The organism is Conexibacter sp. CPCC 206217, from assembly GCF_030646165.1.
In the GTDB taxonomy this organism is placed as follows: Bacteria; Actinomycetota; Thermoleophilia; order Solirubrobacterales; family Solirubrobacteraceae; genus Conexibacter.
The window spans coordinates 448,859-467,093 of sequence record NZ_JAUTDO010000006.1; the positions used below are offsets into that span (position 1 = coordinate 448,859).

Here is an 18,235-nt window from a genome sequence, read left to right on the forward strand (position 1 = left end):
CGCCGCCACGGTCTTCCGACACCCCAAAGGAGAGCGCGTGCGCACGCGGTTCGTTGAAGTCGCTCCCGACGTCTACGCAGTCCTCGGCAGCAACGGCATGCCCAACGCCGTCTGCATCGACGGCGGCGAAGACGGCGTCGTGATCGTCGACTCACTCTTCACGCCCAGATACGCGACCGAGATGATGACCGCGCTGCGCGAGGTCACCGACGCCCCGGTCAAGGCGCTGATCAACACGCACTTCCACTGCGACCACACGTTCGGCAACACGGCGATCCCGACCGACCGGATCATCGCCCACGAGCGTGCGCTCGCCGAGCTGCAGCGGCGCGGCCAGAACTACGTCGTTGAGCTGAGCGGCCGCCGCCCCGACCTCGCGCCCGAGCTGGTCGACATCGGCGTCAGAGTCCGCTACCCGACCGAGACGTTCGGCGACGAGGGCATGACGCTGAGAGCCGGCGACATGACGCTCGAGTTGAGATTCCACGGCGAGCTGGCGCACACCGACCACGACGTGACGGTCACGATCCCAGAGCGCGGCGTGCTGATCGCCGCCGACCTCGTCGTCGAGGGCGTTGCGCTGTTCATGCACGACGGCGAGCTGTACGGCCTGCGCAACGTGCTGCAGAAGCTCCCGCGCGAGGGCATCAGCGTGGTCATCCCGGGCCACGGCGAGGTCGGCGGCCTCGAGCGGATCGACGACAACCTCAGACAGATCGCGGAGATCGTCGAGGTCACCGAGCGCGTGATCGCCGCCGGCGGCGACGAGGCCGCGGCCCGTCAGGCGGGCCTGGAGCACTTCGCCGACCTGCCGTTCTGCAGACAGCGCGTCCCCGACAGCATGGGACAGGCGTACGCGCAGCTGACCGGAGCCACCGCATGAGCCTCGCCGACGATCTGGCGATCGCCACGCGCGTGCTCGCGCGGCACGAGCTGCTGGGCATGTTCGGCCACGTCAGCGTGCTCGCCCCCGAGGCCGGCCGCTACCTCGTCAGCCCCGGCGCGGGCCGCCGCAAGGACCTCTGCCGCGGCGAGGACGTCTTCGACCTCTCCTTCGACGACGACTGGAAGCCCGGCATGCCGCTGGAGCTGTACATGCACAGCGAGGCGCACCGGCTGACGCCGAGCGTCGGCGCGCTCGTGCACATCCACGCGCCGGGGCTGACGCAGCTGAGCGTGATGGAGCAGATCCCGTCCGACGTGCTGCAGCTGCACGCGAGCTTCTGGCCCGACGCCGTGCCGGTCTTCGAGCAGACCGACCTCGTGCGCGACCGCGACGCGGCGACGCACCTGGCGCAGCTGCTCGGCACGCAGTCGCTGGCGCTGATGCGCTGGCACGGCGCGATCGTCGTCGGCAAGACGCTGCCGGAGGCGCTCTATCGCGCGCTGCACGCCGAGGAGCACGCGCGCACGCTGATCGCGTCGCTGTCGCACGCGCAGCCGCTGACGGTGCTGCCGGCGTCGGTGCAGCGCGACGAGTTCGACGCGCACCTCGTCAACGAGCGTCTGCTCGACCTGCACTGGAGATACGAGAGCAGCTTCGTCGCGGGTCCCGACGCGACGTGCGGCTGCGGAGGCGACCATGTCTGAGCTGGCGACCCACGAGACCTCGGCCGCGAGCTTCGCGCTCAGCGCGGAGCAGGAGGAACTGCGTTCGCGCGCGCGTGCGCTGGTCGAGCGCGAAGGCTTCGCCGAGCGTTCGCTGGAGTGGGAGCAGACGGGCGAGTTCCCGTGGGCGAACGTCAAGGCGCTCGCCGGCGAGGGCCTGCTGGCGACCACGATCCCCGTCGAGCACGGCGGCAACGGCGGCTCCTGGATGGAGGGCGCGCTGGTGCTGGAGGAGATCGCGCGCGCCTGCTGGGTGACCGCGATGGCGTCGCTCGGCGAGATCGGCGTGCAGTCGCAGGCGCTCGCCGCCTACGGCAGCGACGAGGTCAGAGCGAAGTATCTGCCGCAGATCGCCTCCGGCGACCTGATCTGCTCCGTCTGCATCACCGAGGAGCAGGCCGGCTCCGACATCTTCTCGATGAGCACGATCGCGACCGACGACCCCGACAGCGGCGAGGTCGTCGTCAACGGCGGCAAGGCGCTGATCTCGCGCGGTGACGTCGCGGGCCTGTTCGTCGTCTACGTGCGCTGGTCGCAGGACCCGGGCATGCGCCCGATCGGCGCCGTGCTGATCCCGCGCGACACGCCCGGGCTGACGATCGACGAGGGTCGCGAGACGCTCGGCGGCGAGAAGCTCTACGCGCTCAGCTTCGACACCTGCCGTATCCCGGCGAGCTACGTGCTCGCGCGCGAGAACGGCTTCAAGAAGATGCTGACCGCGTTCAACGGCCAGCGCTGCCTCAACGCGGCGATCTCCGTCGGCCTCGCGCAGGGTGCGCAGGACGCCGCGGTCGCCTACGTCAAGCAGCGGGTGCAGGGCGGCAAGGCGCTCGCCGAGCACCAGGGCATCCAGTGGATGATCGCCGACAACGAGATCGAGATCCAGAGCGCCCGCCAGCTCGTCTGGCGCGCGGCCGCGGCGGCCTCGGGCGGTTTCCCCAACCGTCACGACGCGGCGATCGCGAAGGTCGTCTCCAACGAGATGGCGCTGAGAGTGACCGACCGCGTCGTGCAGCTGTTCGGCGGCCACGGCTGGCTGAAGGAGTTCCCCGCCGAGCGCTTCCTGCGCTGGGCCCGCTACGGCCCGCTGGGCGGCGGCACGCCGCAGATCCAGCGGACCGCGATCGCCCGCGAGGTGCTCAAGTGAGCCAGTTGCTGGAGCACGAGGGCAAGGCGCTGCTGGCCGCGGAGGGCGTCACGATCCCCGACGGGATCGTCGTCACCACGACGGCGGGCGTGGCTGAAGCCGCCGCCAGACTCGGCGGGCGCGTCGCGGTGAAGGTGCAGATCCCGACCGGCGGGCGCGGCAAGGCCGGCGGCATCAGAGTCGTCGAGGCCGGCGCGGCCGAGGCGGAGGCGGCGCAGTTGCTGGGCGCGAGCGTGCTCGGCTTCCCGGTCAGCGAGCTGCTGATCGAGCGGGCGCTGCCGGCCGCGCGCGAGCTGTACGTCGGGATCGCGGTCGAGCCGCGCAGCAGGATGCCGGTGCTGCTGATCAGCGCCGAGGGCGGCGTCGACGTCGAGTCGGCGGCGGAGACGGTCGCGCGCGTGCCATGGCACTTCAGCCGCGGGCTGCGGGCCGACCACGTCTGGACCGCCGCCGCACAGGCCGGCCTCGACCCCGAGACGACGAGACGGCTGGTGCCGGTCGCACGGGCGCTGGCACGGATCTTCAAGGCGCAGAGCGCGCAGCTGGTCGAGGCCAACCCGGTGCTCGACTGCGGCGACGACGGTCTCGTCGCCGCCGACGTGCGCGTCGTGCGGGACCCGGCGCTGACGCCGTCGACCGCCTCCGACGAGCGCCATGCGCAGAGCCGCGAGCTGGGCTTCGACTACGTCACGATCGACCCGCAGGGCCAGGTCGGCTTGATCACGACGGGCGCGGGCGCGTCGATGATGCTGATCGACCTGCTGTCGGAGGCCGGCCTGTCGGCGATCGACTTCTGCGACATCCGCACCGGCACGATGCGCGGCGACGGGACGCGGCTGCGGTTCGTGCTCGACGACCTCACCTCACACGCGACGCTGAGAGTGATCGCGGTCAACGTCTTCGCGGGCGTGACCGACCTCGAGGAGTTCGTCGCGCTGCTGCTGGAGGCGCTGGCCACGGTCGGGCCACAGGTGCCGGTCGTCGTGCGCGTCGAGGGCCGCGGGGTCGAGGGCGCGCGCCAGCGGCTCGCGGCCGCCGGCATCGAGGCGGTCACGTCGCCCGAGCAGCTGGTCGAGCGGATCGCGCACCACACGAAGGAAGGCAACTGATGGGCATCTTCGACGACGCCGGCGCGAACGTCCTGATCCAGGGCATCACCGGCCGTGCGGCCAGCCGCCACGCCAGGCACATGATGGACTACGGCACGAACGTGGTCGCGGGCGTCGCGCCCGGCCGCGCGGGCCGGATCGTCGACGGCATCCCGGTCTTCGACACGATCGCCGCGGCGGTCGAGGCGACCGGTGCGACCACCAGCGTCGCGTTCCTGCCGACCGGAGCCGTCGGCGACGGCCTCGCGGAGGCGGCCGAGGCGGGCATCCGCCTGACCGTCTGCCTGACCGAGGGCGTCCCGCTGCACGACGTCGTCAGCGGCCTGGAGGCGGCGCGCGAGGCCGGCATGCGCGTGATCGGGCCGAACTGCCCGGGGATGGTCAGCGCCGGGCGCTACCTGCTCGGCTTCCTGCCGGTCGAGCGGATGCCGGTCGGCGGCACGGCGGTGCTGTCGCGCAGCGGCACGCTGTCCTACGAGGCGGTCCACGCGCTTGGGAACGGCGGCCTCGGCGTCTCGCTTTGGATCGGCGTCGGCGGCGACCGCGTGAAGGGCTCCTGCTTCGCGGACCTGCTGCCGGACGTGCTGGCCGACGAGCGGACCGACTCGCTCGTGCTGCTGGGCGAGATCGGCGGCACCGACGAGGAGGACCTCGCGGAGCTGCTGCGCGACGACGACCTGCCGGTCGTCGCGCTGCTGGCCGGGTCGAGCGCGCCGGAGGGCGTCAGCCTCGGCCACGCCGGCGCGATCGTCGAGGGCGGGCGCGGCACGTACAAGGCCAAGCGCGCGTCGCTGGAGGCGGTCGGCGTCGACGTCGTGACGCGGCCGTCGGACATCCCGGCGAAGATCCTCGCGAAGCGGCCCACGGCCGCGGCGACGCGCGGCTGAGGCGGAGGGCGCACGATGAGCGGGCTCCCGAAGAGCGTCAAGATCCGCGAGGTCGGTCCGCGCGACGGCTTCCAGAACGAGGACGAGACGATCGCGACCGCGGACAAGGTGCGGCTGATCGAGCTGCTCGGCCGCACCGGCCTGAGACGCATGGAGATGACCAGCTTCGTGCGCCCGGACGTGATCCCGCAGCTGGCCGACGCCGGCGCGGTGCTGGAGGCGGTGACGCTGCCCGACGACGTCAGCGTCAGCGTCCTGGTGCCGAACCCGCGCGGCCTCGACGGCGCGCTCGCGCACCGCGACAGGATCGACGAGGTCAGCGTCTTCCTGTCGGCGTCGGAGACGCACAACGAGCACAACGTCAACCGCTCGGTCGCGGAGTCGCTGGCGGGGCTGGAGGTCGTGCTGAAGCGGGCGGGGGAGGAGGGGCTGCGCCGCGTCGCGGTGATCGCGACCTCGTTCGGCTGCCCCTACGAGGGCTACGTCGACCCCGCGCGCGTGCGCGAGATCGCGGCGACGCTGGTCGACTTCGGCGCCGACGAGATCGGCTTCGGCGACACGACCGGGATGGCCAACCCGATCCAGGTCGGCGAGTTCTTCCACGCCGCCCGGGCGGCCGACGGCCTCGCCGAGACCGAGCTGACCGCCCACTTCCACAACACCCGCGGCCAGGGACTTGCGAACGTGCTGGCGGCGCTGCAGGCCGGCGTCACCTCGTTCGAGTCGTCGTTCGGCGAGCTGGGCGGCTGCCCCGTCCCGAAGGGTGCGACCGGCAACATCGCCTCCGAGGACCTCGTCTCGATGCTGGAGGAGATGGGCGTCGCCACCGGCATCGACCTCCCCCGACTCCTGGAAGCCTCCCGCGCCGTCCGCGACGTCCTCGCCCGCCCGCTCGGCAGCCACACGCTCAGAGCGGGGCCGATCGAGTGGCACCGGGCGGGGGAGTAGCGGACGACGGCTACGGCGCGATCCGCTCGACGTTCGCGCGATTCCAGCCTCGAGACGACGTCGCCGCCGGACAGCAGGTGACCGGCAAGTCGCACGTCGCGATCGGCAGCGCGATCAGACAGCTCGAAGCCGCCGGCATCCTCCAGCCGCTGAACGCGAAGAAGTGGGGTCGCCTGTGGGGATGCGGCGAGTTGCTGAAGCTGGTCGGCGACTTCGAGGCTGGGGTCTCGGCTCCGGTCGCTCGACCAGCGTGAGCCCGCGCCACCGTATAGTGCCGGCATGCCAAGACCGCTGGGGGCGCTCGACCTGTTGAGAAAGCGGCCGCTGTGGGTGGCGCCGATCGTGCTCGGGGCGGTTGTGATCGCGTTGATGACGGCGCTGTACATCGGCTCGGTCGTCGATCCGATCGACCGCATGGACGGGCTGCCGGTGTCGGTCGTGAACCTCGACGACGGCGGCGATTCGATGAACCTCGGGAGAGCGCTCGAAGCGCAGCTGCTGCGCACGGAGACGACCTCCGGAAAGCTCGCGGTGCACGCCGAGCCGCTCGACGCGGCGCGGGAGCGGATGGATCGCGGGGACGCGTACGCGACGGTCGTGATCCCGCGGGACTTCACCGCCGCGGCGCTCGTGCTCGTGGGCAAGACGGCGGCGCCCGGCAGATCCGGCCTGCCGACCGTGACGCTGCTCACCAACCAGCGTGCCGGGACCGAGGGCGCGAGCCTCGCGACCGGGGTCCTGCAACCGGTGATCGCCGCGTTCTCCCGCACCACCGGAGCCGCGCTGACGGCGGCCGCCAGCGGCCCGCTCGATCCCGCGGCGCAGGCCGTGCTCCCCGACCCCGTCGACACCGTCAGCGAGCCCTACCGGCCGCTGCCGTCGAAGGCCGCGCTCGGTCTCAGCGCCTTCTACGTCTCGCTGCTGATGCTGATGTGCGGCTTCCTCGGCGCGACGATCGTCAACGCGAACGTCGACGGCGCGCTCGGCTTCGCGCCGAACGAGATCGGCCCGCGCTGGAGCCAGCGGCGACCGGCGCTGATCAGCCGCTGGCAGACGCTGCTGACGAAGTGGGCGATCGCCGCCGGGCTGACCGCGATCCTCTGCGCGGTCGTGCTGCTCGTCGCTGCCGCCCTGCTCGGCATGGACGCGCCGCAGCCGCTGCTGCTGTGGCTGTTCGGCTGGTTCTCCGCGGTGACCGTGGCGATCGCGACGCTCAGCCTGCTCGCGGTCCTCGGCACGCCGGGGCAGATCGCGGCGCTGCTGATCTTCATCTACGTCGGGCTCGCCTCCGCCGGCGGGACGGTGCCGATCGAGGCGCTGCCGGAACCGTTCGCGCTCGTCAGCCACATCGACCCGTTGCGCCAGATCATCGACGGTGTGCGCTCGATCCTCTACCTCGATGCGAGCCTCGACGCGGGGCTCGGCAGCGCGCTCGTCGCGACCGCGCTCGGCCTGCTCTTCTGGCTCTGCTTCGCGGCGTTCTTCGTGCGCCGCTACGACCGGCAGGGCCGCCACCGCATGGAACCGGACCTCGTCCGCTACGTCGGCTCGGCGGCCGACGGCTACAGCGCGAGAAGCACACCCGACGGGTGATCGGCTGACCCGCCCTCACCCGCCCGGCGGCCGCTCGATGCTGGGGGCGCCGCCGATGCGGTCGAGCCAGCGGATGCGGCGGTCGTCCCAGCGGGCGGCGCGGCGGGTCGCCTTCTCCAGCTTGCGGCTGCCGGGCTCGTAGAAGCGGCGGCCCCAGGGGGAGTTGGGGCGGGCGAGGCGCAGGACGGCGAAGAAGTAGACCGGGGGGATGAAGAAGCCGATCGCGGCGAGGCGGACCTTGCCCTTCGACAGCACGACGCAGCACCAGAAGAGGTGGAGGGCGATCGTGCCGCCGACGAGCCAGTTGGAGTTCGCGGTCGTGTCGAACGGGCCGCCGGCGACGACCACGAGGCCGCCGAGCAGGGCGCAGACGATCGCGACGTCGATCGAGGCGCGGCCCTCTCTCGCCCAGTAGACGTCCTCCAGGTACAGCCACAGCGCGAACTCGTCGACGGTCAGGCCGACGCCCACGCCGAAGATCGCCGCCAGCAGGTCGAGGCCGACGCCCTCGGGCTGCAGTGCGAACGTCAAGAAGCCGCTGGCGATCATCATCGCGATCCCGAACACGAGGTGGTGCACGTGCACGCCGCCGGTCTTGACGCTGCCCGGCCACCACGGCACGCGCGGACTGCGCATCAGCCGCGTCGAGGCGCGGATCGCGAGGAACGAGAGCAGGAAGCCCGCGAGCGTGATGAAGCCCGCCCGCTGGCCGGTCGTCTCGAAGATCGCGCCGCCGGCCTCGATCACCGCGCCCGTCACCGTCGTCTGCACCATCGCGCGCTTCTACCAGCCGCGCGCCCCGCGCGCGGCGCCGCACCGCTCGACCACCGTCATGCGCCGTTGCTCCGCCACCCGCCGCTCAGCCGCCACTCAGCCGCCACTCGCTCCGCTGCCGCTCGCGACCGCCCGCCGCACCGGCGGCACGAACAGCCGCCCGATCAGCGGCAGGTCGAGGAAGCCCTCGACGCTCGCGTACAGCAGCGCGACCTTCGGCAGCTCGCCGAGATCGTCGACGACGATCGAGCGCGGCAGCCACTGCGGGCCGAACTTCTCGTTGAAGTCGCGCAGCGACTGGATCTGGAAGTACGGGTTCAGCCCGCGCGCGACGGCCTGCTCGAAGCGGCCGACGAAGCCGGCGTCCTCGGCGGAATCCAGCAGCCGGCCCCAGGCGGCGAAGTTGAGCGACAGCCGTCTGACGCCGCGCGCGCCCAGCTCCAGCGCCGCGTTGGCGATCAGGAACTCGGTCAGGCCGTTCGCCGATCCGAGCTTGCGGCGCATCAAATCCAGCGAATAGCCGAGGTCCTCGCCGTACGCGGGCACGAAGCGCAGGAAGCCGGCCGGCGCGCCGCTCGAATCGCGCGCGAGCGCGATCACGAAGTCCGGGTCGACGCCCTCGACGTCCTCGCCCAGCTCCATCGTGAAGCCGCGCTCGTCGTTGCCTCTGCGCCACTCGGCGCTGATCGCGTTCAGCTGCCCGACCAGCTCCGCCGACGTGTCGGACTCGCGCATCAGCTCGAACGTGTGGTCGCGCCCGACGCGGTTGACCGCCTCGCGCACCGCCTTCATCGGCTTGCCCTGCAGCGTGAACGTGTCGCAGCGCAGGATCGCCTCGTCGCCGAGGTAGATCGTGTGCATCCCGCGCTCGCGGTACAGCGGCGCGTCGGCCTCGCGCACGGCCAGGAACGAGACGCCCCAGCCCTGCTCGTGGCAGAACGCGAGGAACTCGTCGAGCACGCGCGCGCGATCCTGCGGCGGCCCGATCGGGTCGGCCGCGACCATCGCGTAGCCGCGCACGTAGGCGTAGGCGACGAGCGACCCGCCGTCGGAGGAGAAGAAGTAGCTCTTGTCCTTGCGCAGCGCGAAGTACGCCAGCGTGTCGCTGCCCCAGCGCTTGACGATCGCGCGCGCTCTCGCGCGGCGCTCCTCGCTCGGCGGCGTTCTCTGCACGAGCGGGCGGAACAGCAGGTAGAGCAGGATCACGAGCCCGGCGATCCCGAGCGCGAGCATCGCGTCGTCGAAGAAGTCCTCGAACAGGTCGCGCCGGAATGTGTAGGGGCCGTCGATCCCGACCAGCCCGCCGAAGACTGACTTCAGCACGCCGCCGGCGCCAAGGCGCGGCTCGACGTTGTTGGCCTGCGTCAGCAGCGTCACGACGCCGAACGTGAGCACGACGCCGACGTACAGCGGGATGAACGCGAGCGCGTCGACGAACGAGCCGGGATCGCCCTTGGCCTGGAACGCGTCGCGGTTCCAGACGAACGCGATCAGCATCGCGAGGTTCGCGAACGCCGCCAGCGGATCGGGTCCCTTCAGCACGTGGACGGCGGTGGCTGCGCCGAACAGGCCGAGCGCGATCCAGTACGCGCGCCGTTTGCCGCGCGCGACCTGCCGCGCGATCACGATCAGCGCGACGCCGAGCACGACCGAGATCACGAACGTCGTCGCGCGGTCGGGCCGGTCGAGCAGGTTGCCGATCCCGAACGACCACTCGACCAGCGGCAACGACGGCAGCAGCGACAGCACGCCGACGATCGCCGTCAGCCACGCGAGCGGCTTCAGCGCGCGCGGGCGGCGGGTGACCGGGACCGCGACGACCGGCGCCTGACGCGGCGCGTCGGGCACGCCGTCGCCGTCCGTGTCGACCTCCTCCGCGAGCGCGGCACCGGGCTGGCGCAGCGCGAGCGAGTCGGGCGCGGTCGCCGTCGCCGGCGCTCTCTGGCCGCCGCCCTCGGTCGGGCGCAGGGTGGGGAAGAGGATCACGTCGCGGATCGACTCGACGCCCGTGATCAGCATCACGAGGCGGTCGATCCCGACGCCGAGGCCGCCCGTCGGCGGCAGGCCGTACTCGAGCGCCTGCACGTAGTCGTCGTCGACCGGCTCGGCCTCCTCGTCGCCGCCGGCCTGCTGTTTGGCCTCGTAGGCGAAGCGCTCGGCCTGGTCGACGGGATCGTTCAGCTCGGAGTACGCGTTCGCCAGCTCGCGCCCGGCGACGACCAGCTCGAAGCGCTCGGTCAGCGTCGGGTCGTCGCGGTGCGAGCGCGCCAGCGGCGAGATCTCTCTCGGGTGGTTCATCACGAACGTCGGCTCGATCAGCTTCGACTCCGACAGCTCGTCGCAGACCTCGGAGAGGATCTTGCCCGAGCCCCACACCTCCATCCACTCGACGCCGAATCTGTCGGCGATCGCGCGCGCCTCCTCGACCGGCATCGACGGGTGCATGTCGACGCCGCCGTGCTCCTTGATCAGCTCGATCATCGAGGCGCGGCGGAACGGCGGTCTGAGGTCGATCTCGCGGTCGCCGACTCTCACGACCGTGGTGCCGTTGGCGGCGAGCGCCGCCTGGGAGACGATCGTCTCCGTCAGCTCCATCATGTCTCTGTAGTCGCCGAACGACTGATACGCCTCGAGCAGCGTGAACTCAGGGTTGTGACGCGTGTCGAGCCCCTCGTTGCGGAAGACGCGGCCGATCTCGAAGACGCGGTCCATCCCGCCGACCAGCAGCCGCTTCAGCGGCAGCTCCAGCGCGATCCGCAGGCTCATCTCGATGTCGAGCGCGTTGTGGTGCGTCAGGAACGGCTTCGCCGACGCGCCACCGGCCTGGCTCAGCAGCACGGGCGTCTCGACCTCGCGGAAGCCGCGCTCCAGCAGCACCCGGCGCACGGCCGAGATCGCGATCGAGCGGGCGTTGAAGACCGCGCGCGCTCTCGGGTTGACGACGAGGTCGACGTAGCGGCGGCGGTAGCGCGCCTCCGGGTCGGTCAGGCCGTGGCGCAGGTCCGGCAGCGGCCGCAGCGCCTTCGACAGCAGCTGGAAGGCGGTCAGCCTGACGGTCAGCTCGCCGGTCGCGGAGGCGATCACGCGCCCCTCGGCGCCGACCCAGTCGCCGAGGTCCAGCGCGGAGAAGTCGTGCAGTGCCTCCTCGCCCAGCTCGTCGCGCGTGGCGAGCAGCTGGATCGTGCCGGTCTCGTCCATCAGGTCGGCGAAGTCGAGGCCGCCGTGGCGGCGCAGCGCCATCACGCGGCCGGCGACCTTGACGGTCTCGGCCGTTTCGGCGCCGGGCGCGAGGTCGCCGTTGCTCGCGTGCAGCGAGCCGGCGGTCGCGTCGCGGTCGAAGCGGACGGGGTACGGCTCGACGCCGCGCTCGCGCATCGCGTCGAGCTTGGCGAGCCGGCGCTCGCGCTCGGCTTCCTGGAAATCGGCCCCGGCCGCGGCCTGGGCCTCGGCTTCGGGGACCTCGTCGGTGGCGCTCACGCGGGGCATCGTCCTGTTCGCACCGGACGGAGTCAAGGCACCGCCGCGCGCCATGTCAGGATGCCCCCTCAAATCCGTTGCATGGCGACTGCGGGCATAAAGCCGCGGGCCGAGCGGTCGATGAGAAGCTGTGATGACTCCGGGCAACCAACTCGACGCCGTCCTCGAGCAGGCAAGACGCGACCGCTCCCGTCTCGACGGGGCGGCGATGGGCGCCGGCAGCCTCACGGCGCTCGGCATCGCGTCCGTCGTCGGGGCGGGAATCTTCGTCACGACCGGCGCCGCGGCCGCGCAGTACGCCGGCCCCGCCGTGATCTTCTCGTTCCTGCTCGCCGGCCTCGCGGCCGCCGTCACGGCGCTCTGCTACGCCGAGCTGGCCGCGATGATCCCGGCCGCCGGCTCGACCTACTCGTACGCCTACGCGACCTTCGGCATCTTCCTCGCCTGGTTCATCGGCTGGGATCTGCTGCTGGAGTACCTGTTCGCGGCGTCGACCGTCGCGGTCGGCTGGTCGGGCTACTTCGACTCGATGCTGCAGTCGATCGGCATCACATTGCCGCATTCGCTCACGCAGGCGCCGTTCCAGGACAACCCCGGCGTCGTCAACCTGCCGGCGATCTTCATCGTCTTCCTCACCTGCGGGATGCTCTACATCGGCACGCGCGAGTCGGCGAAGGCGAACAACTGGATGGTCGCGCTGAAGCTCGGCGTGCTGGTCGCGTTCGTCGCCTTCGGCCTCTTCTACATCTCGCGCGACAACTGGCACCCGTTCATCCCGCCGAACACCGGCCACTTCGGCGACTTCGGCATCACCGGCGTGCTGCGCGCCGCCGGCGTCGTCTTCTTCGCCTACATCGGCTTCGACGCGGTCTCGACCGCCGCCGCGGAGGCGCGCAACCCGCAGCGCACGATCCCGATCGGCCTGATGGCGACGGTCGGCATCTCGACGCTGCTGTACGTGCTGATCGGCGTCGTGATGACCGGCATGGTCGACTACAGACGGCTCGACGTCGCCGACCCGATCTCGGAGGCGGTGCGCGCCGCCGGGCCGTCGCTCGCGTGGCTGGAGGCGGCCGTGTCGATCGCGGCGGTCGTCGGCCTCGCCGCGACCGTGCTCGTGACCTTCTACGGCCAGACCCGCATCTTCATGCGGATGTCCTCCGACGGGATGCTGCCGGACAAGCTCGGCGACATCAGCGGCCGCTTCAGAACGCCCGGGACCGCGACGCTCGTGTGCGCGGTCGCGGGCGGCATCGTCGCCGGCTTCACGCCGATCGACGTGCTGACGAACCTCGTCTCGATCGGGACGCTGCTGTCGTTCGTGATCGTCTCCGGCGCGGTGCTCGTGCTGCGCAACAGACGGCCCGAGCTGGAGCGCCCGTTCCGCGTCCCCGCGGTCAACATCGTCGCTCCGGCCGGCATGCTCTCGGCCGCCGCGCTGATCGCGCTCTTGCCCGTGACGACCTGGATCCGCCTGTTCGTCTGGCTGCTGATCGGCCTCGTGATCTTCTTCTCGTACGCAAAGCCGCGGAGCACTGCCCGCATGCAGAAGATCGCCGAGGAGGGCGAAGCCGCGGCGGCGAGCGGCCCGGCGGTTCAGCCGGCGGACTGAGCGGGAGACGGGCGCCGGCAGGCGGCGCCCGCCAGCGAATCAGCCGGCCGGCTGGACGGGCGCGGCCGCTTCGGCGGCCCCGGTGACGTGCGTGCCCGCGGCGGGGCGCGCGACGGCTCCGCCCTCCTGGGTCCGCGCCAGCACCGCGAGCCCGCCGAGCGCGGCGAGCAGAGCGGCGACGGCGGCGATCGCGCCGAGCGTCGAGGTGTGCAGCGACTCCTGCAGCAGCGTCGTGCCGAGCACGACGCTGGCGATCGGGTCGAACGCCATGCTGGTCGCGATCGCGGGGGCGAGCACGCCTGTCTGCAGCGACAGCTGGCTGAGCGTCATCGAGGCGTAGCCGACGACGATCAGCGCGTACAGGTGCCAGTCGGTGAAGATCGTGAAGACGCCCTCCTCGAACTGGTCGCCGACCGCCTTCGTGAGCGCGGCGCTGAGGCCGAACAGGATGCCGGTCGCGATCCCCAGCGTCGCCGCCTTGCCGGCCGGGTGCAGCCGGCGGGCCACCAGCACCAGCACGGCGCTGACACCGCCCATGATCGCGCCGGCGATCAGCCACTCGCCGATCGGCGCGTCGTCGCGGCCGCCCGACGGGTCCGCGACGAGCAGGAAGACGGCGAGCGCGGCGGTCACCACGACGGCCGCGGCGATGTCCGCGCGGCGCACGCGCTGGCCGGTGAGCTTCGCGCCGAGCGGCAGCGCGAAGACGACGCTGAAGACCAGCAGCGGCTGCACGACCGCGAGCCGCCCGATCGTCAGCGCGATCGCCTGCGCGACGAAGCCGAGCGCGTCGGCGGCGATGCCGATCAGCCAGACCGGCCGCCGCGCCATCCGCAGCAGCAGCCCGCCGCTGGAGCCGGCGGCCGCCTCGGGCTCGTCGAGCCCGGCCTTCTGCTGCAGCACGGTTCCGAGCGCGAACAGCAGCGCGGCCGCCAGGGCGAGGATGATCTCCACGGCGGCGACCCTAGATCATCGAGCGGCGACCCGCCGCGCGCCGGGCAACGAGCCGCTCGCTCAGCCACAGCACGCCCGCGCCGAGCAGGAACGCGAACTGGTGCTCGATCCCGAACCAGTCGAGCGTCACGAAGAAGAACACGAGCGCGAGCGCGGAGGCGACGATCACGAAGCGGTCGAGCCCGCTCCCGCGGCCGGCGCGCAGGCGCTGCACGCTGCCGAGGCAGAGCACCCCGAGCTGGGCGGCGAGCACGCACGAGATCCCGTAGTCGAGGTCGTCCGCAGCGCGCTCGGCGGAGTTGGAGTCCAGCGCGATCGCGATGCCGATCACGGCGTAGGCGATCAGCGCAGAGCCGACGTGGCCGGCGAGCGTCGCAGCCCACCAGATCAGGGCGCCGTGTCGGATCAGCACCGCGGCGCAGATCGCCGCCAGCGCGACGTACTGCAGCAGCGGCACGACGTCGTCGATCACGAGCGAGCTGCTGAGCAGCCGTGCGAGGCGGCCGTCGACGACCCAGTCGGGGCTGCTGGCGATGTCCGCGGGCGCGAGCCCGAGCAGCTGGATCGTCAGGACCGTCACCAGCCAGGCGACCGCGAGCGCGGTCAGCAGCCACTGGAGGGGAGTCTGCCGCGCTCGGTCGCCCATCTACGTCCGGACGATAGTCAGCTCTGCGACGCCGCAGCCTCGTCCCGCGGCCAGATCGGCTGCCAGTCGGAGCGCTCGACGTAGCGGCGCAGCTCCGCCAGCCCGGAGACGTTGCCGCTCCAGCCGCCGTACGGGGGCTTGGCGGCGTCGAAGCCGCTCTGCACCATCGTCAGCCGCGTCTTGCCGTCGGACTCCGCCAGCTCCCACGTCGTGACGCCGACCGGCTGTCCCCAGTCGACCGCCAGCTTGCGGCCCGGCTCCAGCTCGAGCACCTTCGCGGGGAGGAGGGGGTTGTCGAAGCCGCCCATCGCGTAGCGGCCGCCGACCTCGGCCTCGATCTCGATCGGGAAGCCGAACCAGGACGAGACCTTCTGAGAATCGGTCAGCGCGTCGAAGATCGTGGCGGCGGAGGCGTCGACCAGCACGTCCGCGCGCAGCTCGTCGGAGGTGAAGTCGACGCGCGCCGTCAGCGGACGGCCTTCGAGGTGGTCGGCGAGGTTCGCGGTCGCGAGCACCCAGAACGTCTGCAGCACGCCGCGGATCGACGTCCCGGCCATCATCTCCTGGTAGTCGAAGTGCGACTGCGTCAGCGTCAGCAGGGTGGAGTCCGGACCGGTCGCCGCGAGCGAGAGCTCGGTCGTCGTGTCGACGCCGTCGAGCAGCCAGTTGAAGCGCAGGGTCGTGTCGTCGGCGTGCAGCAGGCGCTGGTGCGGAGCATCGCCCTCGGGCGTGTAGCGGCCCCAGAACTCGAAGCGGTTCGGGAGCTCCACCTCGGCGTGCTCGGCGAACCAGACGCGCAGCTGCGCGGGCTCGGTGAGGGCGCGGCGCACGGCGTCGACCGGTGCGGCCAGGCGGGCGCGGATGATCATCGGCTCACTCATCTTCGTCTCCCTTGGGGTAGCAGGCCACGGCGAGCTTGAAGGCGTCTCCCTCGGCGCCGCCGTAGCGTGCGAACAGGTCCTGGAGCGTGGTCTGCAGATCGGCGAGGAACTCGGCGCGCTGGGCGGGCGGGATGCGGATCTCGCCGGCGATCCCGACCGACGGCAGCTCCGGCGCGGCTCTGTCGAGCGCGCCAATGTCGGCCTGGACCTGCTCGACGAGGTCGAGCAGGTAGCCGAGCGTCAGCTCGTCCTGCGCGCGCCGTCCGCCGAGCCGGCCGACGAGCTTGGGGGAGAGCCAGTACGAGCGGGCGCTCGCCTGGTAGATCCCCTCCTGGATCCCGCGCACTCTGCGCGCGGAGACCTGCTCGACGACGCCCGCCTGCACCAGTCTTCTGACGTGGTAGTAGACGCGCTGGGGGCTCTGACCCAGCCGCGCCGCCACGTCGGAGCAGGTGCCGGGCTCGGCCAACTGCCGCAGCACCTCGATCCGCTGCGGCTTCAGCAGCGCCTCGGCCTGCTCGACCGCTTCCATGTACAGGACGTCTCTCATTTCCAAAAAGAGTTTGTACGTAAAAGAATTGCTTGTCAATAGTCGATGTCTGTGATGCGCTCGGGAGCCTCGAGCGCAGCGAGGTCCAGCCGGGCCTCTTCGCCGGCAGCTCGCGCTTCAGCTGATCAAGGGCCGGATCGAGTACGAGGCGCGCGGCGGGGAGTGAGCGCCCACGCCGCCAGCAGCGCACGCGCCGCGGCCTCGTCGATCCGCTCGACCGCGAGCGAACTCGGCGGGAAGGCGACGTCGTGCCGCGTCTCGTCGAGCCAGCAGGCGGCGAACGTCAGCGCCGCGGTGCGCGCGAACATGAGCGCGGCGGCGCAGTCATACGCCGCCGGGGTCGCCTCGAAGCGCCCGACCGCGAGCTGCTCGGCGGCGATCCGGTGGACCGCGCGCCAGCGCGCGCCGTGCGCGGGGCGGCCGTCGTAGGCGTCGTGCACGAAGACGAACGCCGCTGCCAGCTCCAGCCACAGCGCCCGCGCCCACAGCGCATCGCTCAGCGCGACCCCGCCGCGGTCGATCAGCTCCAGCTGCGCCGCCACCCGCTCGACATGCGCGAGCGTCGCGCCGGGGCGGACGTAGACGTCGCGGTCGGGATCACCCGACGGCTGCGCGCCCCGTGCGGAGCGGTCCGGCGTATCGCGCGGGTGTCGCTGCGCCCAGTCGCGCCGCGTCGCGCGATCCGGCGGTTCGCGTCCGTCTCGCGGCGGTCGATCGGGTCGCCAGGCCTCGTGCTCGGGCGCGCGGTCGTGCTCGCGCTGCGGCGCAGCGAGCAGCGTCGCGGCGGCGGCGACGATCGGGTCCAGCTCGGCAGAGCAGCGGATGCCCTCCTCGAGGCTGATCGGACCGGCGAGGACGTGGACCGCGACCGGCTCGGCGATCGCCGTCGCGACGACGTCGAGGCCGAGCAGGGCGGCCGGGGGGTAGGCGCTGTCGAGCAGCGCGACGCGGGCACCGATCTCCTGAGGGTGCGGGCGCGGCGCGGCCGCACCGCTGTGGCGGGCGTGCTCCCAGCGCTGCAGCCTCGACGCGAGGCGGTCGGTCGGCGGTGTCAGCTCGTGGCCGGGGTCGTTGCAGCGCCAGGCGGCGTCGGCCAGCGCGAGCAGCCTCGCGAGCAGCGCGATCCGCGTCGCCTCGTCGCCGTCGAACGTCGCCGTGACGGCGTCGCCGAGGTAGCGCCTGCCGGCGGCCGCCGACGTCAGCGCCTCCGACCCAGGCGCCGCGACCGCCGTCGCGGCGACCCGCTCCAGCAATCCTGCGACCTCGCAGGGAGGCGGGCCGTCGGACGGCGGTCGATCGGCTGGGGAACGCGGATGCACACGACTTCGTCGCGCGCGGAGCGACGATTCCCCCCGGCGGATCGGATCCGCCACGTGCCGCGGGTGAGCACCGGCACGTTCCCGACCCGCAGCGGTTCGGGAACGTGCCGGTGCTCGCGTGCGGGGCCGCGACCACCGGTCGCCTACCGTTCCGGCCCGAACTCCTGCGCGCCGTCGGTGATCAGCTCTCTTCTCGCGGGCGGCGGCTGCTGCTGCTGCGGTTGCGGTTCGGACGTCGGCGCCGCGACCGGTGGTGGCTCGGGCGCCGCGACGGGGGTGGGGGCCGGGGGCGGCGACTCCCGCTCGACGACCGTCTGCGGCGGCTGCTCCCGCTGGCGTGCGAGCGCCGCGCTGCGCTGCGCTCTGGCCAGCTCGCGGCGGGCGGCGAGGACCCGCTCGCGCTCGGCTCGACGTGCCTGCGCCTGCGCCGCGGCCGCCGCGCGCGACTGCGCTCTGTCGGCTGCCGTCGGCTGCTGCGTCTGGGCGACCGGCGCCGCGGCCGGTCTCGGAGCGGGCGCATCGTCGCCGCCGAAGATCCGCGTGCCGGCGAGCAGGAGCAGCAGCATCGCTATGACCGCCGCGCCGCCGCCGAGCAGCTGCTTGCGCGAGGGCCGGCCGAACCGGCCGAGCGCGCCGCCGGCCGCGCTGCCCGAGCCTGCACCGCCTGCGCCCGCACCGCCGCCGCCTGTGCCCGCGCCCGCACCGCCGCCGCCTGTGCCCGCGCCCGCAC

At 72.4% G+C, this 18,235-nt stretch carries 16 protein-coding genes and 1 pseudogene; 9 read left to right on the forward strand and 8 right to left on the reverse strand.

Features of this window, described 5'->3' with window-relative positions; all coding sequences use genetic code 11:
* The first annotated feature begins 37 nt into the window (after nucleotides 1-37).
* The 8 genes from Q7L65_RS19040 (at nucleotide 38) to Q7L65_RS19075 (ending at nucleotide 7,292) form a co-directional block, all read left to right on the forward strand.
* Entirely contained in the window at nucleotides 38-883 is an 846-nt protein-coding gene (locus Q7L65_RS19040; RefSeq protein WP_304723534.1) for an MBL fold metallo-hydrolase, read from the forward strand.
* A complete protein-coding gene (locus tag Q7L65_RS19045; protein ID WP_304723535.1) occupies nucleotides 880-1,590 on the forward strand; it encodes a class II aldolase/adducin family protein in 711 nt (236 codons plus the stop codon). Before Q7L65_RS19040 ends, Q7L65_RS19045 begins: the two co-directional genes overlap by 4 nt.
* A complete protein-coding gene (locus tag Q7L65_RS19050) occupies nucleotides 1,583-2,755 on the forward strand; it encodes an acyl-CoA dehydrogenase family protein (RefSeq protein ID WP_304723537.1) in 1,173 nt (390 codons plus the stop codon). The genes Q7L65_RS19045 and Q7L65_RS19050 overlap by 8 nt, the downstream gene beginning before the upstream one ends.
* The gene (locus tag Q7L65_RS19055) at nucleotides 2,752-3,864 is read left to right on the forward strand and encodes an ATP-grasp domain-containing protein (RefSeq protein ID WP_304723539.1); all 1,113 of its coding nucleotides are present in this window, start codon (nucleotides 2,752-2,754) and stop codon (nucleotides 3,862-3,864) included. Before Q7L65_RS19050 ends, Q7L65_RS19055 begins: the two co-directional genes overlap by 4 nt.
* Nucleotides 3,864-4,751: a CoA-binding protein gene (locus Q7L65_RS19060; protein WP_304723541.1), complete on the forward strand. Its 888-nt coding sequence runs from the start codon at nucleotides 3,864-3,866 to the stop codon at nucleotides 4,749-4,751. The genes Q7L65_RS19055 and Q7L65_RS19060 overlap by 1 nt, the downstream gene beginning before the upstream one ends.
* 15 nt (nucleotides 4,752-4,766) lie before the next feature.
* Nucleotides 4,767-5,699, forward strand: coding sequence for a hydroxymethylglutaryl-CoA lyase (locus tag Q7L65_RS19065; protein ID WP_304723542.1), 933 nt, complete (start codon nucleotides 4,767-4,769; stop codon nucleotides 5,697-5,699).
* A 77-nt stretch (nucleotides 5,700-5,776) separates the two neighbouring features.
* Entirely contained in the window at nucleotides 5,777-5,953 is a 177-nt protein-coding gene (locus tag Q7L65_RS19070) for a hypothetical protein (RefSeq protein WP_304723544.1), read from the forward strand.
* Nucleotides 5,954-5,978: 25 nt separating this feature from the next.
* Nucleotides 5,979-7,292: a YhgE/Pip domain-containing protein gene (locus tag Q7L65_RS19075; RefSeq protein WP_304723546.1), complete on the forward strand. Its 1,314-nt coding sequence runs from the start codon at nucleotides 5,979-5,981 to the stop codon at nucleotides 7,290-7,292.
* A gap of 15 nt (nucleotides 7,293-7,307) precedes the next feature.
* On the opposite strand, the gene Q7L65_RS19080 is transcribed toward Q7L65_RS19075, so the two are convergent.
* On the reverse strand, nucleotides 7,308-8,066 hold the full coding sequence (locus Q7L65_RS19080; protein WP_304723548.1) for a hypothetical protein: 759 nt from the start codon (nucleotides 8,064-8,066) through the stop codon (nucleotides 7,308-7,310).
* 96 nt (nucleotides 8,067-8,162) lie between these two features.
* Complete coding sequence (gene lysS, locus Q7L65_RS19085) at nucleotides 8,163-11,543, reverse strand: lysine--tRNA ligase (protein ID WP_304723550.1); 3,381 nt, start codon at nucleotides 11,541-11,543, stop codon at nucleotides 8,163-8,165.
* 133 nt (nucleotides 11,544-11,676) lie between these two features.
* Between lysS and Q7L65_RS19090 the strand changes: the two genes are divergently transcribed.
* A complete protein-coding gene (locus Q7L65_RS19090; protein ID WP_304723553.1) occupies nucleotides 11,677-13,155 on the forward strand; it encodes an amino acid permease in 1,479 nt (492 codons plus the stop codon).
* A 39-nt stretch (nucleotides 13,156-13,194) separates the two neighbouring features.
* On the opposite strand, the gene Q7L65_RS19095 is transcribed toward Q7L65_RS19090, so the two are convergent.
* The 6 genes and pseudogenes from Q7L65_RS19095 to Q7L65_RS19120 form a co-directional block, all read right to left on the reverse strand.
* Nucleotides 13,195-14,109, reverse strand: a complete 915-nt coding sequence (locus tag Q7L65_RS19095) for a DMT family transporter (protein WP_304723555.1) — start codon at nucleotides 14,107-14,109, stop codon at nucleotides 13,195-13,197.
* Between the two features lie 10 nt (nucleotides 14,110-14,119).
* Nucleotides 14,120-14,755 (reverse strand): hypothetical protein, encoded by a 636-nt coding sequence (locus Q7L65_RS19100; protein WP_304723556.1) that lies wholly within the window; start codon nucleotides 14,753-14,755, stop codon nucleotides 14,120-14,122.
* A 17-nt stretch (nucleotides 14,756-14,772) separates the two neighbouring features.
* Entirely contained in the window at nucleotides 14,773-15,636 is an 864-nt protein-coding gene (locus tag Q7L65_RS19105; protein ID WP_304723557.1) for an SRPBCC family protein, read from the reverse strand.
* Entirely contained in the window at nucleotides 15,629-16,186 is a 558-nt protein-coding gene (locus tag Q7L65_RS19110) for a transcriptional regulator (RefSeq protein ID WP_304723558.1), read from the reverse strand. The genes Q7L65_RS19105 and Q7L65_RS19110 overlap by 8 nt, the downstream gene beginning before the upstream one ends.
* A 125-nt stretch (nucleotides 16,187-16,311) precedes the next feature.
* A complete protein-coding gene (locus tag Q7L65_RS19115) occupies nucleotides 16,312-17,439 on the reverse strand; it encodes a hypothetical protein (protein WP_304723559.1) in 1,128 nt (375 codons plus the stop codon).
* 209 nt (nucleotides 17,440-17,648) lie between these two features.
* Nucleotides 17,649-18,235: pseudogene (locus tag Q7L65_RS19120) on the reverse strand (hypothetical protein); the annotation flags it as partial.